Origin of the sequence: Paraburkholderia sp. Ac-20336 (assembly GCF_017105025.1) — a bacterium.
Classification (GTDB): Bacteria; Pseudomonadota; Gammaproteobacteria; order Burkholderiales; family Burkholderiaceae; genus Paraburkholderia.
Genome location: NZ_JAAGPS010000057.1, coordinates 22,614 through 44,839 on the forward strand (window position 1 = coordinate 22,614; position 22,226 = coordinate 44,839).

Genomic DNA, 22,226 nt, shown 5'->3' on the forward strand with positions numbered 1-22,226 from the left:
ATGAAACTGACCAGCAATATCATCAAGGGAATGGGATTTGGCACGGAAACGCGCCAGATAGACAAACGAGAGCAGCCAAGTCCGGCCGCAACCTCGAAGACAGCGGGCCCGCTATCAGATCTTTCGCAAATAGGCAGACATCGGAAGCTGGTCAAAGCGCGCCCGCCAAGACCGGCTATTTCTTCCCTGGTCTTGTCGACGGCCCGATTGGTCGGTGTTCCGACGTCCCGCGAGAAGCTTGCCGGTGGGCTGGAGGCCCCCCCCAAAAAGCCTTCCAGCTCTTCCGAGAAATATCAAACAGTGGGAATGCGCAAGACCGGACTGGAAAAGGATTTGAATAATGCGCTTGTCGGCTCAGCAGTTCCTTATCTCTCGGAGAAAGAAAGTGCGAAATTTCTGGTGCAGGTCAAGGACGGTCACTTATACCAGGAAGCGAGTGGAGAGATGGAGCGTCTAAGTACTAAAGGGCCACCAATCCAGCGGACCATTATCTTTTTGTCATGGATGGACGTGGACGTGTGTTCGCTGCGCCATCACGAAAGGTCACACACCATTCCGCATTCTTGTCAGGCAATCCAGTCGCAGCGGCAGGTTCCTTCAAGGTGGAGGAAGGGCGGATTGTCGCAATCACCGATCAAAGTGGACACTATGCGCCACCTCGCGAGTACTCGGGCCAATTCGTGAAGGAGATGAAGCGCAAAAAGGCCGATATGTCCACTGTCGACTTAGACTACATGGGCTCATCCAAAAAGGATATCAAGAAGGCTAGCAAGACCTTGGGCGTTAGTTTTGAACGGCTGTATCCCGATGGTCCAAAGAAGCAAAACTATTAGCTTCGTGTGCAAATCGGGAAAATTGTCGTCGCGCGTTGCATCGCAACTCAAATCGTAGGATTGCGCGACAGACGTCTTCGAGTTCTCGCTTACCCAAAAAAAGCCGCCGCACCGGTCCCCATCCCGCCGCCCCCCACCCAACCATTCATTTCGCCCCACGCGACGAAACTTCGGATGCGAGCCGGAATGCTCCGACGCTCCGCATACAGTGATCGTGGTTTACAGACCGTTATAAGCCCTCACGGGCGATCACGCGAACGGTGCTTCTCAAACGGACTCAATTCTTGGAGTGTCGACCATGTCCAATCTGGCGATTCAGAACCCGTACCAGGCCGGTTCGCTGAATGGTCTGGATACAGGTAGCTTCGGCGCCGGCAATGCCGGCCAGGAGCAACTGATGTTGGAATTGCTGCAGGAAATCCTGCAGATCCTGAACCAGACGTACCAGAACCAGAACGGCAGCGGCGGTGATGGCAGTGGCGGTGGCGCGCCCTCGGTCGGCGGTGCGGGCGGGCCGTCGGTTCCCGCACCTTCCGGCGGCGGTTTCTCGCCGCCTGCGCCCGCACCCGCGCCCGCGAGCGCAGGCTCCGGAGGTACACCGCCGGCCAGTGCCCCGTCGGTAGGCACGACGTCGCCGAGCGGCGTGAACGGAGCCGGCGGTGGACCGTCCTCGGTCGACCTGTCGGGCTTCGGCAGCCTGCAATTGCCGAGCGGCAGCAACGGCCACGTGGATACGATCAGCGGCGGCCAGCTCGGCAATTACAACAGCCAGTATTTCCAGCACAACGGCAACGGTTCGATCACGCTGACGGTGCCGCCGGGCGGTGGCGCCCATACCGCGAATTCGAATTTCCCGCGTTCCGAACTCTCGGAAAATGGCACCTGGAAGATGTCGAGCGGTACGTCGACGCTCAGCGGAACGGTCTCGGTCGACAAGCTGCCGCCCGACGGCGACGTCGTGTTCGGCCAGATCCACCAGCAGGTGTCGAGCGGTAAGCCGCGTCCGCCCGTCGAACTGCATTGGGACAAGGGCAACATCGTCGCGAGCGTGATGGACTCGAACTCGCCGAATGCGGGCCGCCATAACGTGACGATCGCAACCGGCGTCAAACCCGGCGAAAAGTTCTCGTACGACATGCAGATGAAGCCGAACGGTCAGCTCGATATCACGGCCGCGGGGCACAGCCAGTCGATCCAGCTGGACCCGAGCTTCAACAACGCCAATATGTACTTCAAGTCGGGCAACTACTGCCAGGACCCGGCGGGCGGCAGCGCCGTGACGCTCTACGGGCTCGGCATCTCGCATACGAAATGAACGGCGCGTAGCTCGCGCCGTTGGCCGATGGGCTGCAAGTATCTGCGAATGCGCAGCGGCGGAGCAATGCCGCATCCGTCGTCGTTTCTGCCGGCCGTCACCGTCTCTCCGTCGCGCACGATCGTCAATACGATCGTGCGCGCGCTCGAACGCATCCCGACAGCCCTCTCCAGCGCCTTCGCGTGCGCCCCGTCAAACCCGCTGTAAGCCCCGCCGGACGGGGCTTCGGCAGACATATGATTTTCTTATGAGGTCGATTTATTTTTCTGCCTCGACTTCGTCGGCGCGAGCTTCGACAATCGCGCCCATGCCGATGTATGAACCGGTACGCATGACCCGGTTCAATTGAATTCCGAACGACGAAGGATAAGCAGAAGATGAATCAGAAACACACGAATGCGCCGAGCGACGAGACGCCAGGTGCCGATGACGGACGCTGGCAGTTCTGGGTCGATCGCGGCGGCACGTTCACGGACATCGTCGCGCGCCGGCCCGACGGCGCGCTCGTTACGCACAAGCTGCTGTCGGAGAATCCCGAGCGTTACGAGGATGCAGTCGTGCAGGGCATGCGCGACCTGCTCGCCCTCGCGGCCGACGAGCCGCTGCCGGAGCAGCTCATCGAGGTCGTGAAGATGGGCACGACGGTGGCGACCAATGCGCTGCTCGAACGCAAGGGTGCCCGCACGCTGCTCGCGATCACGCGCGGTTTCGCAGACCAGTTGCGCATCGGCTATCAGGAGCGCCCCGACATCTTCGCGCGTCATATCGAGCTGCCGTCGCAGATGTACGAGCGCGTGGTCGAGATCGACGAGCGCGTCGGCGCGCACGGCGAGCAACTGCAACCGCTCGACGAGGCCGGCACGCGCGCCGCGCTCGAAGCGGCGCGCGCGAGCGGCATCACGTCGATCGCGATCGTGCTGATGCACGGCTATCGTTTCCCCGAACACGAACTGCGCGTCGCCGCGATTGCGCGTGAATGCGGTTTCCGGCAGATCTCCGTGAGCCACCAGGTCAGCCCGCTGATGAAACTCGTCGGCCGGGGCGACACGACGGTGGTCGACGCGTATCTGTCGCCAGTGCTGCAGGACTACGTCGAGCGCGTGTCGCGGCAGACCGGTTCGGTGCGCCTGATGTTCATGCAGTCGAGCGGCGGTCTCGCCGACGCGAAGCATTTCCGCGGCAAGGACGCGATTTTGTCGGGGCCGGCGGGCGGCATCGTCGGTGCCGTGAGGACCTGCGAGGCGGTCGGCGAAAGCAGGGTGATCGGCTTCGACATGGGCGGCACGTCGACCGACGTCGCGCACTACGACGGCGCATTCGAGCGCGTGTTCGAGACGCAGGTCGCCGGCGTGCGGGTGCGTGCACCGATGATGGACATCCATACGGTCGCGGCCGGCGGCGGCTCGATCTGCAGCTTCGAAAACGGCCGCTTCAAGGTCGGCCCGGAATCGGCCGGCGCATGGCCCGGTCCGGCGAGCTACCGCAACGGCGGCCCGTTGACGGTGACCGACTGCAACGTGATGCTGGGCCGCGTGCAGCCCGATCATTTCCCGCACGTATTCGGCCCGGACGGCAACCTGCCGCTCGACGCCGGGACGGTCCGCCAGCGCTTCACCGAGCTGGCGCAACAGGTCGAGCGCGAGACTGGCCAGACGATGAGCCCCGAGGCGGTTGCCGAAGGATTCCTGACGGTCGCGGTCGACAGCATGGCGCAGGCGATCAAGACGATCTCGGTCGAACGCGGCCATGACGTGTCCAGCTATGCGCTGTGCGCGTTCGGCGGTGCCGGCGGCCAGCATGCATGCGCGGTCGCCGAGGCGCTCGGGATGCGCCGCATCGTGCTGCATCCGTTCGCGGGTGTGCTGTCCGCGTTCGGCATGGGGCTCGCGGATCTGCGCGTGCTGCGCGAGAAGGCCGTCGAAACGGCGCTCGACGCCGGCGCGGTCGAGGCGATCCTGAAAGAATACGAAGCACTCGAAACCGAGGCGGTCCGGCAGGTGGTCGCGCAGCGAGTGCCGCGCGAGCAGATCGCGACGGCGCGCGCGGTTCGTCTCAAGTACCAGAACACCGACTCGACGCTCGAAGTGCCGTGCGGCGACGCGCAGACGATGGTCGCCGCGTTCGAGGCGCTGCACGAGAAGCGCTACGGCTTCGTGATGAGCGACAAGCCGCTCGTGATCGAATCGATCGTCGTCGAGGCGGTCGGCAGCACCGGCACGCAGCCCGGCATCGGCGCGCCGGCCGGTGTGGCCGGCGCCACGCCGGGCGAGGTGCGGATGTTCCTCGACGGACGCGACACGGCGGTGCCGCTGTGGGTGCGCAAGACCCTCGCGGCCGGCACGAGGATCGACGGACCGGCGCTGATCGCCGAGGACATCTCGACGATCGTGCTGCAGTCGGGCTGGCGCGCGAGCGTGCTCGACGACGGGACGCTGTGCCTCGAACAGGCCGACGACGCCGTCACCGGCGCGGCGGCCCGTCAGACGATCACGACCGAGCGCCATCCGGTGCATCTGGAGATCTTCAACAACATCTTCATGTCGATCGCGCAGCAGATGGGCGTGACGCTCGAAAAGACCTCGTATTCGGTCAACATGAAGGAGCGCCTCGATTTCTCGTGCGCGATCTTCGACCGCGCGGGCGGCCTGATCGCGAACGCGCCGCACATCCCCGTGCATCTCGGCTCGATGAGCGACAGCGTGCAGAGCGTGATCCGGCAGCACGCCGACGACATGCAGCGCGGCGACGTCTACATGCTGAACGTGCCGTACAACGGCGGCACCCATCTGCCCGACATCACGGTCGTGATGCCGGTCTACGGCTCCGACGACGCGCTGCTGTTCTACGTGGCCGCGCGCGGCCACCATGGCGACGTCGGCGGTATCACGCCGGGCTCGATGCCGCCGAACAGCACGACGATCGAGGAAGAGGGCGTGCTGCTCGACAACGTGAAGATCGTCGCGGCGGGCCGCTTTCTCGAACCGGCGGTGCGTGAAATGTTCGGGGCCGGTCCGTGGCCGAGTCGCAACGTCGACCAGAACATCGCCGACCTGACCGCGCAGATCGCCGCGTGCGAATGCGGCGCGACCGAACTGCTGCGTGCGGTCGGGCGCTACGGCGCCGACGTCGTGCTCGCGTATATGAACCACGTGCAGGACAATGCCGAGGAGGCCGTGCGCGCCGCGATCGATGCGCTCGCCGACGGCGAGTTCGCGTACGAGATGGACGACGGCGCGGTGATTCGCGTGAAGGTGTCGATCGATCATGCCAGGCGCAGCGCGCGAGTCGATTTCGACGGCACCAGCGAGCAGCGCGGCAGCAACTTCAACGCGCCGCGCTCGGTCTGCAAGGCTGCGGTACTGTACGTATTCCGCACGCTGCTGGCGGGCAGCATTCCGATGAACGAAGGCGTGCTGCGGCCGATCGAGATCCTGATTCCGCAGGGCTCGATGCTCAATCCGGTCTATCCGGCGGCGGTCGTCGCGGGTAACGTCGAGGTGTCCCAGTCGATCACCGACGCGCTGTACGGCGCGCTGAACGTGATGGCCGGTTCGCAGGGTACGATGAACAACTTCACGTTCGGCGACGACACCCAGCAGTACTACGAAACGATCGCCGGCGGCTCTGGCGCGGGCTTGGGCCATCCGGGCACGTCGGCGGTGCAGACGCACATGACGAACTCGCGGATGACCGACCCCGAGGTGATCGAATGGCGCTTCCCGGTGATCGTCGAGCAGCACGCGATCCGTGCCGGCAGCGGCGGCGGTGGCCAGCAGGCAGGCGGCGACGGCGCGGTGCGGCGCATCCGCTTCACGCGCGCGATGATCGCGAACATCCTCGCGAACCGCCGCCGGGTGCCGCCGTTCGGGCTCGCGGGCGGCGAGAACGGCCGCCCCGGGCGGAACTGGATCGAGCGGGCCGGCGGCGAGGTCGAACGTTTCGGCGCGACCCATACGGCCCAGGTCAATCCGGGCGACGTGTTCGTGATCGAAACGCCGGGCGGCGGCGGCTACGGCCGCACGGCCTGAGCCCGGCGGGCGGCGCGCAGCGTGATGGGGGCGCGCCGCCCGCGCGGCAGTGAACTTCACCTTACCGGCGGTTGGGAACACCACCCGCCGCTGGACCAATCAGGAGACCAACGATGCACCCCACGGCAGTCAATCTCTATCCGTTGCTTGGCGTTCTCGTCATCGTCGCGGGATTCGTCCTGCGTTTCAATCCGATGCTGATCGTCACGGTGGCGGCGATCGTCACTGGTTTCGCCGCGCACTTTCCGGTCGAACGCATTCTCGAGGCGATCGGCAGCGGCTTCGTCAAGACCCGCGTGATCCCGCTCATCATCCTGTTGCCGCTGCCGGTGATCGGCCTGCTCGAACGGCACGGGCTGCGCGAGCGCGCGCAGATCTGGATCAGCGGCATTCGCGCGGCCACGCCGGGGCGGCTCCTGATCGCCTATCTGTTCGTGCGCGAGATCACGGCTGGGCTCGGCCTGACCGGGCTCGGCGGCCATCCGCAGATGGTTCGCCCGCTGATCGCGCCGATGGCCGAGGGCGCCGCCGCGCGCTTCGGCAAGCTCGGCGACACCGAGCGCTACCGGATTCGCGCGTTCGCGGCGGCGTCCGACAACGTCGGCCTGTTCTTCGGCGAGGATATTTTCGTCGCGTTCGGCGCGATCGTGCTGATGGTCACGTTCCTCAAAGAGGCCGGCATCACGGTGGAGCCGCTGCACGTCGCCGTGTGGGGCATCCCGGTCGCCGTCGCCGCGTTCGTCGTGCATAGCTTGCGGCTGCGGCGGCTCGACCGCTGGCTCGAACGTCGGGCGCAGGCTTCGTCCGAGACGCCCGACAGTCCCTCTCACGCCGCCACGCCGGCCAACGGAGAACACGCATGACGATCCTGCTCAACTATTTCTTCTGGCTGCTCGGCGTACTGCTGTTCGTCGTCGGCGGCATCATCGTTTGCGATCGTGAGCATCCCAAACGGTTTCTCGCCGGCGGTTTCTGGATACTCTACGGCGTCGTGTTCGTGGTCGGCGACCGGTTGCCTGCCGCCGTGGTCGGCGGGCTCGTCGTCGCGATGGCGCTGGTGGCGGGCTTCGGCGGCGTGACGGGCGGCAAGCCGAAGGTCCGCACCGAGAGCGAGCGCTTCGAGCGCGCGAAGCAGCTCGGCAACCGGCTGTTCGCGCCGGCGCTGACGATCCCGCTCGTCACCGTGATCGGCACGCTGCTGTCGTCGCATCTCGTGTTCGGCGGCATGCCGCTGATCGATCCGAAGAACGTCACGCTCGTCTCGTTCGGCATCGGCTGCGTCGCCGCGCTCGCGCTCGCATGCTGGCTGACGCGCGACTCGGTTGCGCAGTCGGTCCGCGAATCGCGCCGGCTGATCGACGCGCTGTCGTGGGCGGTGGTGCTGCCGCAACTGCTCGGGATGCTCGGGCTGGTGTTCGCCGATGCCGGCGTCGGCAAGGCGGTCGCTCATGTCAGCACGACCTACATCGACCTCGACCATCGCTTCGTCGCGGTCGTCGTCTATTGCGTCGGGATGGCGCTCTTCACGGTCATCATGGGCAACGGCTTTGCGGCGTTTCCGGTGATGACGGGCGGCATCGGCGTGCCGATCCTGGTCGGCGTGTTCCACGGCAACCCGGCGACGATGGCCGCGATCGGCATGTTCTCCGGCTACTGCGGCACGCTATTAACGCCGATGGCGGCGAACTACAATATCGTCCCGGCCGCGCTGCTCGAATTGCCGGACAAATACGGCGTGATTCGCGCGCAGGTGCCGACCGCGCTGATCATGCTGGTCGTCAATATCGTGCTGCTCAATTCGCTGATGTTCCTCTGATACCCGCAGCGGCTCGGCGGCAGCGAATCGCTGCGCGCCGATTTTTTCGCCTCGTATCGACAGAGAGATCACGTGAACCTGAAGTTTCTGGAAACCTTTATCTGGGTCGCGAAGCTGCACAGCTTCAGCCTCGCGGCCGACAAGCTCCATTCGACGCAAGCCGCCGTCTCCAGCCGGATTCTCGCGCTGGAGCAGCAACTGGGCGTCAGACTGTTCGCGCGCGGCCCGCGGGGCACGAGCCTCACGCCCGCGGGCGAGCGCGTGCTGGCGTATGCCGAGCAGGTCAACGAATCGATGGCGCGGCTGCGCGCGTCGCTGCATGGCGAGAAGCTCGCGTTCGGCACGATCCGGATCGGCGCGATGGACAGTGCGATCCATTCGTGGTTCGTCGATTTCGTCGCGGACGTAATGGAGCACTATCCGAATCTCGACATCGAGGTCACCGTCGAGACCGCGCTGACGCTCAACGAGCAGTTGCGGCGCGGCATGCTCGACATGGTGATCCAGACCGACATGCTACGCGACGAGACGATCCGCAGCATCGAGGTGCTCGAACTGCCGATCAGCTGGATCGCGGCGGCGGATTCGCCGATCGTGACGGGGCCCAGGCCCGAATCGCCGACGGCGGCGCTGCGCTGGCTCGGCGGCGAACGCCTGATCACGTATTCGCGCCATTCGCGTCCGCACCAGGATCTGCTGCGGCTAATGCAGTCGTACGGGCTCGGCGAGTCGCGCGTGAACTGCATGAATTCCGTGGCGGCGATGGTGAAGCTGACGCAGGCCGGCTTCGGCGTCGTGGCGATGCCGGCGGCGCTCGTCGAAGACGCGCTGCAGAACGGCGTGCTGCATCGAATCGAAGGGCTGGAAGTGCCGCCGCCGCTGCCGTTCGTAATGGCGTGGCGCGACGGCACAGACTGGACCGATCGGCTCGTCGAGATCGCGATCGGCACCGTGCGGCGCTACGCGCAGCGGCTCGGCGAGGGCGCCGCGCGCGTCACGGTCTGAGCCGCGCGCGGCCTATCCGATTTTCTTGTGCGGACGATTTAATTTTCTTGCTCGACCGACCGGCGGCGCATGCGTAAAGATGTGGCCGCCGGCCTGCCGCGTCGCGTTGCCTCGCGTTACGTTGCGATGGGCAGAGCCGGGAATGGATCGGCAAAACAGATAAATCGTTTAGGAATGACAATAAAATGAAGAATCTCATCTGCGGGGTAGCGCTGGCAGGCGCATGCGGTGGCGCGTGGGCGCAATCGAGCGTCACGCTGTACGGCCTCATCGACCAGGCGGTGCGCTTTCAGACTTCGGCGACAGGGCATGTCGTCAGCCTCAACGAAGGAGCGATCAACGGCAACCGCTGGGGGCTGAAGGGGAGCGAGGATCTGGGCGGCGGCCTGCGGGCGATCTTCCAGCTCGAATCCGGCTTCAATATCGCGAACGGCAAGAGCGATCAGCAGGGACAGCTGTTCGGCCGCCAGGCATGGATGGGACTGCAGGACGACACGTGGGGCACGCTGAAGCTGGGCCGGCAGTATGGCGGCATCTACAATTTCTACGCGTTCAATTTCGATCCGCTCGGCGGCGGCAATATCAACGTGACCGACTGGTCGTTGTTCCTCACCGGCATCCGCTTCGACAACACTGCCGAGTACGACAACAATCTCGGCCCGGTGACGGTGCAACTGCAGCGCTCGTTCGGCGGCCAGCCGGGCAGCGCGTCGTCGGGCAGCACCACCAGCGCCTTTCTGATCTACAACTTCGCGGGCGGCAAAGTCGGCATCAGCGGCGCCGAGTCGAAGGACGGCGCAGGCCACAAGCTGACGGTCGGCTCGGCCGGGGGCACCTACGCCTGGGGCTCCGTCGGCCTGTATCTGTACGGCATCGATGCGCGCCGCGACGCCGGCTTCTCGGTCGCTGCATCGAACAGCGGCGGCCCGCTCGCGAACACCAACATCATCAGCAATGCGACGACGCTGTCGGGTCCGCAGACGTCGGCACGCGACGACGTGTTCGTGCGCGTCGGTGCAACATGGAAGGCGGCGCCGCAATGGCGTTTCATCGCGTCCTACGCGTATGACCACGCGAACAACGTCGCGCCAGGTCAGAACGGCACGATCCAGACGGTCTATGGGATCGTCGACTATCTGCTGAGCCCGCGCACGGACGTTTATCTCGAGGTGGACCGTAGCCACCTGAGCGGCGCGTCCGTCAACGATCCGAACGGCCCGCTCGCGTTCGGCGGCGAGGCCAACAACTTCGGCGCGAGCCTGAGTTTGCGCACGGTGTTCTGAGCGCGTGGCGGCCGCTTGCCGGCCGCCACGCACCGCTGTCTTCGCATATCGCAATGAAACTGCGCGGGGGTGCCCGATCCGGCCTCGGGATATGAGACCTTGATCCATCAATAACGCATTAATGACATAACAACGAGTGGAGATCATGTCATCATCCAGAGTGGAAAGTTATGCCATGCGCCCGATGGGCGGTTCGGTCAGCAATCCTGAGCAGGCGGCCCCCCCTGAGCCGGTCGAGATGCCCCAGGATGTCGCGGCGAAAACGACCCAGCGAAGTTCCGGCGGCGTGCTCGGCTCACTGGCTCGATTCGCCCGGCCTGCATCCACTACCCTGAATTTCGGATTGTTCGGTTCGAGAACCACCGCGCGGCCGACCGGTCCGAGAGCGCCGGTAAACGCCGACAAGCCGCGGACGGAAGGAACCGGCACCCACGGCTACGGGTTGTTCGGGGTCGCCCAGCATGCGCTGAGCCGTTTTACCGGTGTATCGGGCAAGGACTCCGCTTATACCTCGCATGAGCAGATCAAGACCCGCGCGGGAATGCAGCGCGTGGTAGCGGCCGAGTTCGGCATCGGCGACATCTCGACTGTCGCGGCCGACGCGCCGCTGCGCCGGATGCTCGACACCCTGGCCGGGCAGCTCGTCAATCACGAGCATGTGGCGCTGGCAGGGCTGGCGCTGGCTCGCGTATGCAACGGCGACGCCATGCGTGCGAGTGCCGCATGCGATGCGATGCGCAACCCGGCGGCCGCGACGCCCGATGCGAACCGCGACGCGTTTGCGATGCAGCGTGCGCTGGTCAACGGCGGCAACGGTCTCGACGCGGTGCGCATGCTGCGCCACTTGCCCGACATCCGGGATCAGGACCGCGTCGGTCACGCGGCCCAATCGCAAGCGCTGAATACGCAGATGAACTGTGCGGAAAGACTGCTGCAGCGCTGGCCGCCGGTGGCGGGGCCCGCTCCCGATACGGTCGAGGAACTGATCCGGATGATCAACACCGCGTTGCCCGCCGGGCAGCGCCAGGCCGACATCCCGACCGACGCCTACATGAAGCCGTCGTTGCAGGCGCTCGCGACTTCGATCGAGGGCCGTGCCTTGGTCGCATCGGCCGTACTCCTCAAGAATCCGGGCGCGAAGCTGGAGAAAAATCTCGGCAAGGCATACCTGCCTGCCCGCAACAATATTTTCGACGAGGCACAGGTCCGCGACTTTAGCGCCGAGATGTTCGGCATGCTGCGCGATGGACTGAACGCGGCCGCCGCCGGCTCCATGCTGGGGCTGGGCACAGTCGTCAACAGCACGCCGCTGACTTCGCTGAAACAGGGCACGGGCGGACAGATGATGCGCGAGCCCAAAGCCGATTTCCTGGAATTCCAGCAGGCCGCCGTGCGCTCGATCGGTGCCCTCGTCGGAGGTTTTGATCCGGCCGCCGCTGGCGCGACCTTGTCGCCGGATACGATCCGCAACATGGTGCGTGCCTTTGCCGTCGCTGCATGGTGCAAGCAGGTGGGAACCCAGGGATGGGCGGATACGCATCGATTCAGCGCCGACGATCGGACGGAAATCGCGCGCACGGCTCAGCAGGGGCTCGGCATCACTCACGATGCGCAGCAACTTCGCGAACTTGGGCGGCAGGTCGGCGCGTTGGAATCGGTGGACCTCAAGACGCTGGGCGCGTGGCTCGGTGACGTCGGCATCGACGTATCGCCGGGCACTGAACACGGCGATCGCCTGGCCTCGCTGAATCGTTTCGAGCGACACGGCAACACCTTCGCCGGCGGCCAGTTGGACACCGTAAAACTGAACGATGCGGTAACGGCGGTGGCCGCCCATTTGCGGGCGGCCCCGGGAAATGCGCTGGAGAACGAACTGCGTGCCAGCGCGCTGGAATACTGGACCGCATCGAGCAGTCAGCCGACGGCTGCCGGTCATGCCCAGGGATGGACGAGAGGCACGCCACTGTCGGAGCACGAGCGCGAGGAACTCGTCCGAACCGTGGCCGGCAAGCTCGGCCGTACCGTCGACGACGTGAAGCATTCCGCCGAATTCGCGCAGATCGGTCCGATGGGCGTCGACACCTTGCGTGCCTGGGCCCGCCACGGCGGCATCACGAACGGGCCGGTGCACGACCAGTTGGCGGCGCTGACGTCGGGCATCGAGCCGGACGCGGACGATTTCGTCGACGGTGTTCGCGCCGCGATCATGGGAGCCCGCACCACGTATCCGGTCATCATGCAGCGCACCGAGCGCATGGGTTTCAATATGAATGTCCCGCTGGCGATCAGAAAGGCGATGGAGGATATCAAGCCCGCCTTGCCGAAGATGCCGGGCGAGAGCGCCGACATGTCGCTACTGATGGGGCCCGACGTGGCGGTGGCCGGAAGCCGGGTACGATCGGTCGTGGCGGGTTCCACCGCCATCGCGGGGTCGCTCGACGTGACGCGCGGCTACGGCGTCGGCGGGCACGCGGGCTGGGCGACCGTCGCTACCGCCAATATCGGGGCGCCGCAGGTCGTCAAGGCGCAAGGCACGGTCACAGGGCAGTTGTGGATGAACGGCGACGCCACCGTCTCGAAGGGGTGGACGCTGCGCTCCCGCATGGTGTCGGGTCAGCCCGAAGCATGGCGCACGCAACTGCTGGCTGGCTATGACGCGATGTTCGGCCGACGCGGCGACCGCCCCGCGACCCCGGAAGATCTGTTCGACCGTTTGTGCGAACAGCATGCCGCCAATCCCGAGCTGTCGATCAGCCCGCTCGAAGTGACGCGCTACAGCGGCGGTCCGAGTTTCACCGTCACCGTCGGCTTGCGCGGCGACGCGAACAACTGGAAACCGGGCGTGTCGCTGAGCCTCGGCGGCGCGGCGTCCTATACCGCGTCGGGACGCGGCGACGTGGGCGCCGGCACCATCAGGACGAGCATCGCCAACAATACGTTCGCGGCTTCCGCGACGACCAGCGCATCGATCGCCGTCGGCGTGCCGACGGTCAGCAAGGCGCAGGGACCAGTCGCGACGATCTCGTTTCCGTCGATTCCCGTCGTCGGCGCGAGTGTCGTGACCGTGCCGGTGGCGCGCGGCGGAACGGCGCGCATTTCCACCGAGGACGGCAAGATCGCGCCCACGACCGTGTGGGACGACGAAAGCGTCAGAGTGCAGGATCTGACCGTGCGGACCGAAAGGCCGGAGCGCCGGCGCTCGTGGATCGCTTCGCTGGGCGGCGGCGCCGAGGGCGAGAGAAAGCTCAATGCGTTCCTGAACCTTTGCGAAGGCGAGGCCGACAAGGGCAATCTGCTGATTGCCGATCGCCAGATCATCACGCCGGTCGCCGTGGAGAAGATCAATACGCTGCTGTCGCTGCGGGAGATCCATGTCGCCGGCGCGGCGACGACACCGGAAGATCGGGCCCGATACGACGAATGCAGCCGGGCGATCAGCGCGATCCTGCAAGCGAACGACAGCTGGAAGAACCGCTTCCTGTACCTGCTCGAAAACACGGTCATTCGCGACGTGGTCGGCCCCGACACGGTGTTGACGGCGCAGACGGTCAACGAAGTGCTGACGCCGCATCAACTGCACGCGTTGCCGGCCGAAAATTGACCGCGTGTCGGCGACGTGCAGCGACGTGGCCGGCATCCTCGGAAAAGTCGCTTATTCAAAAGTCGCCTGTTCGGCATGGCTCGAACGGGCGACTTTTTTTTCTTTCTATTTTGTTTCGGATTGCTGGTCAATGAAAGGGGATTGTTTGCTGCAACAGCCGGTCCCGTTGCCGGTGCAACGCGGTCTTCGTGTTTCGATCGAATGCTTCGGATTCTTTAATTATTGCGGTTGTGTGGCAGGCAACATTTTGTTGCAAATTGATTTCCACGCGGCGAGGCGCGATTCCTCGCATTTTCGTACGAAAGCATTAAACAAGGAGACACAATGTCCAGCCAGAGAATTGGAAACTCGCCGTCGACAACGGCGCGGTCGATTGAACAGCAATCTAGCATTCCCGAACAGAACAGGAAGCCCGTCGAGAATATTCCGCCCCGGCGTTCCGGAGGGAATGCCATCATGGGCGCGCTTGGCAGCATAAAAAGCGCGTTCTCTCGCGAGTCGAAGGGGGCGCGCAACGAAGGTCTGAGCATGCCGCAACGTAGCGAGGCCAGGGACGGCGCGGTCGAGATGGCGGCGACGAAGCGGTTCCCCGACGGCAGCACGCGGACATTGCGGTTTCGTGCGCCTTTGCAGCAGTCCGCGCTTGAATCGCCGTCCAATGTGGAGACCAACAGCTATCAGTTTCCCGAATTGATCGGCAGGAACGGCAAGCCGAGCTGGTCGGATTCCCATTTCCATCCGACCAACTATGTTCAGCAGGGCATGAGCCCGGAGCAGATGCTGAAGATGATGGACGAGGCTGGCGTGCATCGCAGCGTGCTGATGCCGATTCCCACCGACGCGGCACCCTGCGGGAACCCCGATCACAATCATATTCCGCCTGAATCGTATTACGTGCCGTCGAGCGATACGAACATCACGCGCCCCGAGATGATGGACGGTGGCCTCGCGCGACTCTCGAAGAAGGCTCATCTGATCCTGAACCAGCAGGTCGATGCGGACACCGCGTTGTTCATGAACATGGCAAAACTGAGCGATGCCCAGCGCGATCGTCTCGATCCGATGATTACGGGGCTGCATCTCGGTTCGCCGCTCAGCGCCCAAGCATTGCTGTTCAAGCTGGCGCACCACAAGGGCATGTTTACCGGCGTGGGCGAGGTCACGATCCACAAGGAGCTGGTGGAGAATCAATACGAGGGCGCGCGCCAGGCGAACCTGACCGACAACATCCAGTCGTTCAAGAACATCGTCGCCACGGCGGGGGTGGCCGGCCTGCCGGTGGTGCTGCATTGCGACGTCGATTCGCTCGACAATCAGCGGACTCGCAGCGAGCAGGGCCAGGCTCTCGATGCGCCGGCACACTTCGAGAATCTCAGGAAGCTGTTCAAATCTCCGGAAGTAAAGGACACGACGCTGATCTGGGCACACTTCGGCGGCATCGGCCGTTTCGTGGCCAAACCGAAGGATCATGCGAACAATCTTCGCCGCGTTCTCGAAGACCCGGACATGAAGCACGTGAACATCGACATATCGTGGTCGCGCGTGGCCGAGCAGATCGTCAACCAGCAGGGCGAGGACGGCAATTTCCTGCTCGATGCCAAGGGCAAGCAGATTCCCGACAAGGAGTCGATCGAGGCGTTCGCTGGATTGATCCGCGATTTTCCGACCCGCTTCGTTTTCGGTTCGGATGCGCTGAATCCTCGGGAAACGGGCACCTGGACGCAGACCGCCGAACTCTACAAGCCGCTGTTCGCTAAACTCGATCAGCCGACGATGGATGCGCTGTCGACGGGCAACTACGACCGCCTGATTACGGCCGCGCGTCCGAAGGTTCGGGCATTCGAGACCTACGCCCTCACCGACGAATTTATGCAGAACGGGCTGCGCGCGAGCGAGAATCGCCTGAACGACGGGCCTCATATCGATCCGGATGCGCTGCGAGCACACCGGGACGCGGCTTTCGCGGCGGCGGGCGTGGATCTGAACGGCGACAGGAAGGTGTCCGGCGACGATACTGCATCGGAATCCTGATAGTCAGGACGCGTCGGCTCGGCGCGCCTCGCGCGCCGAGCCGACATCGCATGGGCCGTACCGGCCGCCGAATCTTTCCTATCCGCTTTTGCGCGACAGGGCGACGAAGTTCGGAACGCCCTGATTGCCTGAGGGCAACGGCATTTCGTCCTTGCGGCCGTCGCGATAGATCACCGCGCTGTAGACCGACCGGCCGCCGTCGAGATTGATGGACCACGGCAATGCCCTGGAATGCCAGGTTTTGTTGAAGCGCTCGATGCGCGCCATGATCGCGGAGAGCTCCGGCAGGGTCGCGCCGTCTCCCTGTGCGCCGCGGACCTTCGCGGTGACCGATACCATGCGCACGGCATCCCAGTGCGCGCTGTCGTCCGGCTTAGGATGACCCACCGCGGGTGGTGCCTCGTAGGTGTTCATGCCGCGGCCGATGCCGTACGGCATCGAGAGCGCGGTGCGCGGATTCGGGTGGTTCGCGTGATGCAGGCCGCCGGGCCTGCTGACGCTCTCGCCATACTGGAATCGCATCTCGGCGAGCTTGTCCTCGCGGAATTTCCGCATGCCGTTTTCCGACAATATCGGGCCACTGTGGAACGACGTGCTGCCGAAATCGACCTTCGCGTACTCGTCGGCATATTGCGGGTCGATCGTCACCGACGGGCGCGACACCTTGAGGTACTTCGCCTCGCCGATGGCCGCGCTCTGGCGCTGGCCCCGATCGGCGTCGTCGTTGTGGTTGTAGAACGTGCCGTTGGTTAGCGCGTGAAGCGGCGACGTCTCGAGATGCGTGCCGCCGAACAGCGCCTGCGTGTTGACGCCATCCGGCTTCTGGACCGGATACCGCCGGCTGTCGCCGCCGACGAGATTCGCCTCGAAGGCGTTCGGATCGACGGCCATGTAGTGCATCGTCTTCGGGAACGTCGTATGCAGATGCGCGAAGCCGAGGCTGGCGAACAGTTTCTTGTCGCCGTGAATGTCGACGCTGACCACGTCGTCCTTCTGCCGCACGCGGACCTTGCGCCGCTGCAACGCGCCACGTATCGAAGCCTGCAGCGAGACGACGCGCCGCTTCGCGTCGGCCGGCAGCGAGGGCGCGAGCGGCCAGCCGCCCGTTATGCCGTGCTGTGGACCGAGCACGCGGATCAGCCGTTCGAGAATCTTTTTGTCGATCGAAGCCGATAACGACACTCGTGCCGCGCTCAGCGGCATGAGGCGCACGCTTTGGGACTGGATGCCCATATCGCGTGGCGTGCCGCCGATGCGGCGTGCCAGATAGAAACGCGCCTTGCTCGTGCTGCGTTCGAAGTCGCCCAGCAGGTCGGTCAGCTCAATGTGCAGGCCGGTCTTTTCGTAGGTTCGCCGCACGGCATTCTCGGCGGGAGACAGCTCGGGCGCGCGCTTGCCTTTCGGCAGCGTATGGTCGTAGCCGCCCGCGTGATCGAGCGGTTCGACGGTCCAGATGCGTCCGTCCGGCTCGACCACGATGGCGCCGGACGCATCGTCCTTGTTGGGGACCGACTGGAAGCGCGGCTCGGCGAATGTCACGGAGGAGCGTGCGGCGTGCCGCCATCCGGTTGCGTCGGTGGGCGCCGTCCAGCTCGACAACGGCGTGCCGTTCAGCGATGGCGGCAGCGCTCCGCGCGGCACGAATACGGCCGACGCCGACGCGTTGCTCCACGTATCGGGCGCGCTGGGTCGAACCGGATTGCTGATGAATGCGACCTCGCGGCCGTCAGTGTGGAAATGCGTGAGGGCGCGCTTCAGGATCGCCTTGTCGACCGGCCGGTCCGGCTGGTCCAATGCCGTCGACGCGGCTTCGGGCGGCATCAGCTTCACGCTTTGCGACTCCCATCCCATGTCGGCCGGGGTGCCGCCCGTGCGGCGCGCGAGGTAGTAGCGGGCGCGGCTCGTATCGCGGTCGAAGTCGCCGACGAAGCCGATGATCTGCACGCGCAGCCCGGTTTCCTCGAAGGCTTCGCGTGCGGCATTCTGGGCGAACGAGCCGGACTCGCGATCGGCTTCACCCTTCGGAAACAGCAGCGTGTAGTTGCCGAAGTGGTTGGTCGGCTCGGTGAACCAGATCCGTCCGTCCGGCTCGCAGATCACGACGCCGGCGCCGCTCCTCAAGCCGGGTTTCGGCGTGAATGACGGTTCCCGGAGTTGGCTGGACGCGACGTTGAGCGCCGCCCAGCCGCTCGCGGTGGCGGGTGCGCTCCAGCGCTGCAGCGCGATGCCGTTGAGCGTCGCGGGCACCTTGCCGTCGGGCACGAAGGTCGCCGTTCGTTGCGGGTCCGCCCAGCTCGTTGCGGCGCTCGGCAGTGTCGGCGTATTGATCAGCACCCTGTTGCCGCGCTCGTCCTTGCGCGGATGGAACAGTCGCGTGAGATCCGCGAGGATCGAGCGGTCGACGTCGCGGTTCAGCAGATCCGCCAGGGCCGTCAGCGGCGCGAGGCGCACGCTCTGCGATTCCCAGCTCATTTGCACCGGCGTGCCGCCGACCCGCTTCGCGATGTAGTAGCGCGTCTTGCTCGTGTCGCGCTGGTAATCGCCCAGATAGCCGGTCAGCTCAACGTGCAGGCCGGTTTCCTCGAATACTTCCTTGATCGCGGTTTCGCGGAAATCGAGGGTCGGCTCGCACTGTCCCTTCGGAAAGGTCTGGTGGTAATCGCCGAAATGATTGGTCGGTTCGACGACCCACACGCGCCCGTCCTTTTCGATCACGATCGCGCCGGCGCCGGATTTCCTGCCGGCCGACTGCGCGAAGGCCGGCTCGTTGAATTTCCCGGTCAGCCGGGTCGCGAAGCGTTTCCAGCCATGCGCGTCGCGCGGCGCCTGAACCGCTCCGAAGCCGATTCCGTGCAGTTCCGCCGGCATCGTCTGACGGCTGCCCGGCACCACGACGACCGTGGCATCCGGGCGCCACCACTGCGCGCCGGAAGTCGGCTCGCTCGGGTGGTCGATCACCGCGTAGATGCCGGCCGATTTCGGGCTCGGATGGATGCGGTTCGTGAGCTTGCCGAGCAGGTACTTGTCGATCGGCATGTTGAGCAGACGTTCCGCGTCGGCGAGCAGGGCGAGCTTGAGGCTCTGCGATTCCCATCCCGTCGCGGCCGGCGTGCCGCCGATGCGCTTGCCGACATAGAAGCGCGTACGCGAGGTGGTGCGGTTCACGTCGTCGAGGAATCCGGTCAGCTCCACGACGAGGCCCGTCTCCTCGTAGGCTTCCTTGATCGCGCTCTGGCGCATCGAGAGATTGGCGTCGAGCCTGCCCTTCGGGAACGAATGTTCGTATCGGCCGTGATGATTGGTCGGCTCCGTCAGCCAGATGCGGCCGTCCGCTTCGAGAATCACGACACCGGCCGCCGGCTTCATGCCGCGGGCATCGAATGCCGGCTCGTCGAAATGGCCGGTGTTGCCGAAGTTGCGCCAGGCGTCGCCGCTGGGCGCCTGCACGGGCCTGAACGGCGTCTTGTTCAGTATCGCCGGCGTCGCGCCGCTCGGCGTGAAGGCCAGCATCGCGCCGGGCTTCGCCCAGTCCGCCGGCTTGCTCGGCACCGACGGTTTCTTGATGATGACGACGTGCCCTTCGTCATTGCGCGCGGGGTGAACGTGCTTGCCGACGGCGCCCAGGATCTTCCGGTCGATCGACTGGTTCAGCAGGGCCGGCGCCGCGTCGGGCGTGGCGAGCTTGACGCTCTGCGTCTCCCATCCCATGTCGCAGGGCGTGCCGCTCTTACGCATTGCGAGATAGTAGCGAGTCCGGCTGCTGCTCCGATCGAAGTCGCCGAGGAACGCCGTCAACTCGACTCTCAGGCCGGTTTTCTCGCGTGTTTTTTTCACCGCGTTGGTTTGCATCGAGAGTGTCGAATCGGCCACGCCCTTCGGAAATGTCTGCTGATAGTCGCCGATGTGATTGGTCGGCTCGATGAGCCAGATACGGCCGTCGTGCTCGATAACGATTGTGCCGACCGCGCTCGATTTTTCCGGATGCGGTTGAAACGCCGGCTCGTCGATCCGTTCGGCGATGGCATGCAGGAGCGTCCACGCGTTCGCCGAATTTGGCGCGAACGACGGCTTGAGCGCGATCCCGTTCAGGCTTTCCGGCAGCGCCGCGCCGGGCGTGCAGGTCAGCACGGGCGCGGGCGCGCGCCACGCCTGTGCCGCGCTGGGCACGCCCGGATTCCTGATGATGACGAGCTTGCCGTCGTCGTTCTTGCGCGGATGGAAGTGCGGCAGCCCGCGTTCGAGTTCCTGCACGAGCCGGCGCTTGCGCATGATGAGCCGCCTCGTGAGCGCCAGCCGCTGGGCCGGATCGCCGGGGCCCCTGGCGCAAAGGTTGGCGATTTGCTGGTCCGGAATCCGCTCGATCGCGCGAATCCCTTGCTTCAGTTGCTCCAGGTTGAGCGAGTCGAAGACGCTGGCTGCTTGCGGATTGATCTGCTGGTCGAGCATCGACAGCAGTTCGGACGCCTCGTCGTCGAAACGATCGCCCTTGAGTCCGCCCATCGCGCGGAAGATCAGCGAGCCGCCGACGTCGACGCGTACCGCTCGTCCGGCCGCATCGAGCAGCAGGTTGTCGTATTCGAGCCCGACGACGTCCCAGTTCGCGAGCCAGACGTCGGCTGCGAAGCCGCTGTGCGCGCCGGGCACCTTGCCGCTCTGGAGCGCCGCCGGATTCGTGCGCAGCTTGCCCATGATGCGCGACGCGATCGCGGGCTGGTTCCCGCGAGTGACCATCGCGAGCTGCGGCACCAGGACGTTCGCGGCGCGATAAAGCTCGGCCGCGAGCCATTCGTTGCGCGAGAAATCTTCCGACTGGGACGACTTCACGTACCACTCGGTGCCGATGCCGTCGACGAAGCGGCCACCCTTGTTGCTGCCGGCCTGTTTGCCGACCTGCGGCCAGTTGTCGGTCGCGACGAGCCGGGAGCGGTCGGCGGCGGCCTTGCCGAACGCACTGATATGCACGACGAGACGGTTCTTGGCATCGGTCGACGTCCCGGTGATTTCGTAGCGATTGGTCACGTCGAGCACGATTTCGTGCTCGCTGTGCGTCTCTTGCGGCAGCGTGCTGATAGCAAAAGCGACACCGCGCGCGCCAGCCAGCTCGCCTCGATCTCCGAAAAGACTCAGATGCATGAGCACCGGTTGCAGGCCGCGTTCCGGCTTCGACTCCTTCGCTGCGAAGTTTTTCGCGACGCCCGTCAACGTCGACACGCTGGCGATGCCGTGGCCGAGGCGATAGGTGCCGTCCGCGTTCTGGAACCCGTGGAGCAGGCTGTGCGCGAACCGGCGGCTCGCGATGCCGGTCGGCTGGGCGAGAATTTCGCCGACCAGCGCCGGCGTCAGTCCAACGCCGCGAAACACCTCCTTCACGCCGTTGGCGGGAACGAGTTGCACCGAATAAAGCGGGATCGCGTCGCGAATCGCGCGTTTCGTTTCCGGGTTGACCTGTACGCCGAAATATTGCGCGATCAGGTTCGCAAAATCGACTCCGTCCGTGGAGTGCAACTGACTCTCGAACCGTGCGGCGAGCGCGAGTTCCTCCTGGGTCCTGAAATGCCGTAACGTCGTCGTCGAGCCGGGTGCGGAGCGGCCTCGCGACACGAAATTGCTGACCTTGTTGCACCGCTCCGGGACGCGCAGCAAACCTTCCAGCGGACCGACGATCGCGTTGGCGGGGACCACGACCGGCCTGTCGGTCGGATGCGCGACAGGCGGCGTCGCGGTGGCGGGCGGCGTGTTCGCGTGGACGGCGTGGTTGAGCGTTGCCGAGGAAAACGGCGCTATGTTCCGTGGCATGCGAATCGCCCCTTGCCATGACGACTTCGGTTGAGATGGTCGGCCGCCTCGTTGCTCGCGGTGCCGCTCCACGCGTGTGCGATCGTCGCTCAATGGCCGAATGGACGATACGTCGCCGACACTCTATGCGGGTTGCCGGCGGCGTCGGAATACGGCACGAAACAACGTTGCGATTTGCGAATGCGGCTTGTCGCGGTACTTGTGCGAGGCCCGAACCGTCACGGTCGCCATTGGGCCTCGCGAGCCGCGCCCCGCCTCGCGTACTGACGAATGCGTGTCCCGTCAGACTGCGTCCTCGGCCGCCGACAGCGAGGTGCCGCGTTGCGGCGCAGCGCGCCGGCGCAGGCTCGTGACGGCATCGCTTGCGCCGTTCACCATGGTGTCGAGCGTGCCCGGCACGCTGTGTAACGTTTGCGCGGCAGTGCCGCCGGCGTGGCCGATGCCCGTCAGCACCGCGTTCGCGACGCTCGACACGCCGCCGCCGAGCGCCCCGCCGACCGCGTCGATGGCCGCACCCG

The 22,226-nt window shown here is 65.2% G+C and carries 13 protein-coding genes; 11 read left to right on the forward strand and 2 right to left on the reverse strand.

Annotated elements, in window-relative coordinates; genetic code table 11:
• The 11 genes from GXB81_RS17375 to GXB81_RS17425 all read left to right on the forward strand — a co-directional run bounded on the left by GXB81_RS17375 (position 1) and on the right by GXB81_RS17425 (position 15,912).
• Positions 1-684 (forward strand): hypothetical protein, encoded by a 684-nt coding sequence (locus tag GXB81_RS17375; protein WP_205989875.1) that lies wholly within the window; start codon positions 1-3, stop codon positions 682-684.
• A 447-nt stretch (positions 685-1,131) separates the two neighbouring features.
• Positions 1,132-2,148: a polysaccharide lyase family 7 protein gene (locus GXB81_RS17380; protein WP_205989876.1), complete on the forward strand. Its 1,017-nt coding sequence runs from the start codon at positions 1,132-1,134 to the stop codon at positions 2,146-2,148.
• Positions 2,149-2,214: 66 nt separating this feature from the next.
• Positions 2,215-2,355 carry a hypothetical protein gene (locus GXB81_RS17385; protein ID WP_205989877.1) on the forward strand — a complete coding sequence of 47 codons (141 nt, stop codon included), beginning with the start codon at positions 2,215-2,217 and terminating at the stop codon, positions 2,353-2,355.
• Positions 2,356-2,525: 170 nt separating this feature from the next.
• Entirely contained in the window at positions 2,526-6,176 is a 3,651-nt protein-coding gene (locus tag GXB81_RS17390; protein WP_205989878.1) for a hydantoinase B/oxoprolinase family protein, read from the forward strand.
• A 113-nt stretch (positions 6,177-6,289) separates the two neighbouring features.
• Positions 6,290-7,039: a DUF969 domain-containing protein gene (locus tag GXB81_RS17395; protein ID WP_167044158.1), complete on the forward strand. Its 750-nt coding sequence runs from the start codon at positions 6,290-6,292 to the stop codon at positions 7,037-7,039.
• On the forward strand, positions 7,036-7,992 hold the full coding sequence (locus tag GXB81_RS17400; RefSeq protein ID WP_167283317.1) for a DUF979 domain-containing protein: 957 nt from the start codon (positions 7,036-7,038) through the stop codon (positions 7,990-7,992). The genes GXB81_RS17395 and GXB81_RS17400 overlap by 4 nt, the downstream gene beginning before the upstream one ends.
• Before the next feature lie 72 nt (positions 7,993-8,064).
• Complete coding sequence (locus GXB81_RS17405; RefSeq protein ID WP_167044153.1) at positions 8,065-8,997, forward strand: LysR family transcriptional regulator; 933 nt, start codon at positions 8,065-8,067, stop codon at positions 8,995-8,997.
• A 185-nt stretch (positions 8,998-9,182) separates the two neighbouring features.
• The gene (locus GXB81_RS17410; protein ID WP_167283318.1) at positions 9,183-10,280 is read left to right on the forward strand and encodes a porin; all 1,098 of its coding nucleotides are present in this window, start codon (positions 9,183-9,185) and stop codon (positions 10,278-10,280) included.
• Positions 10,281-10,425: 145 nt separating this feature from the next.
• Complete coding sequence (locus tag GXB81_RS17415; RefSeq protein ID WP_205989879.1) at positions 10,426-13,881, forward strand: hypothetical protein; 3,456 nt, start codon at positions 10,426-10,428, stop codon at positions 13,879-13,881.
• Between the two features lie 25 nt (positions 13,882-13,906).
• Positions 13,907-14,359 (forward strand): hypothetical protein, encoded by a 453-nt coding sequence (locus GXB81_RS17420; protein ID WP_167283320.1) that lies wholly within the window; start codon positions 13,907-13,909, stop codon positions 14,357-14,359.
• Positions 14,360-14,409: 50 nt separating this feature from the next.
• The gene (locus GXB81_RS17425) at positions 14,410-15,912 is read left to right on the forward strand and encodes a hypothetical protein (protein ID WP_167283321.1); all 1,503 of its coding nucleotides are present in this window, start codon (positions 14,410-14,412) and stop codon (positions 15,910-15,912) included.
• A gap of 78 nt (positions 15,913-15,990) precedes the next feature.
• On the opposite strand, the gene GXB81_RS17430 is transcribed toward GXB81_RS17425, so the two are convergent.
• The gene (locus GXB81_RS17430) at positions 15,991-21,708 is read right to left on the reverse strand and encodes an NUDIX hydrolase (RefSeq protein WP_167044141.1); all 5,718 of its coding nucleotides are present in this window, start codon (positions 21,706-21,708) and stop codon (positions 15,991-15,993) included.
• Positions 21,709-21,990: 282 nt separating this feature from the next.
• On the reverse strand, positions 21,991-22,226 hold a 236-nt coding region (locus tag GXB81_RS17435), incomplete at its 5' end, for a hypothetical protein (protein WP_205989880.1).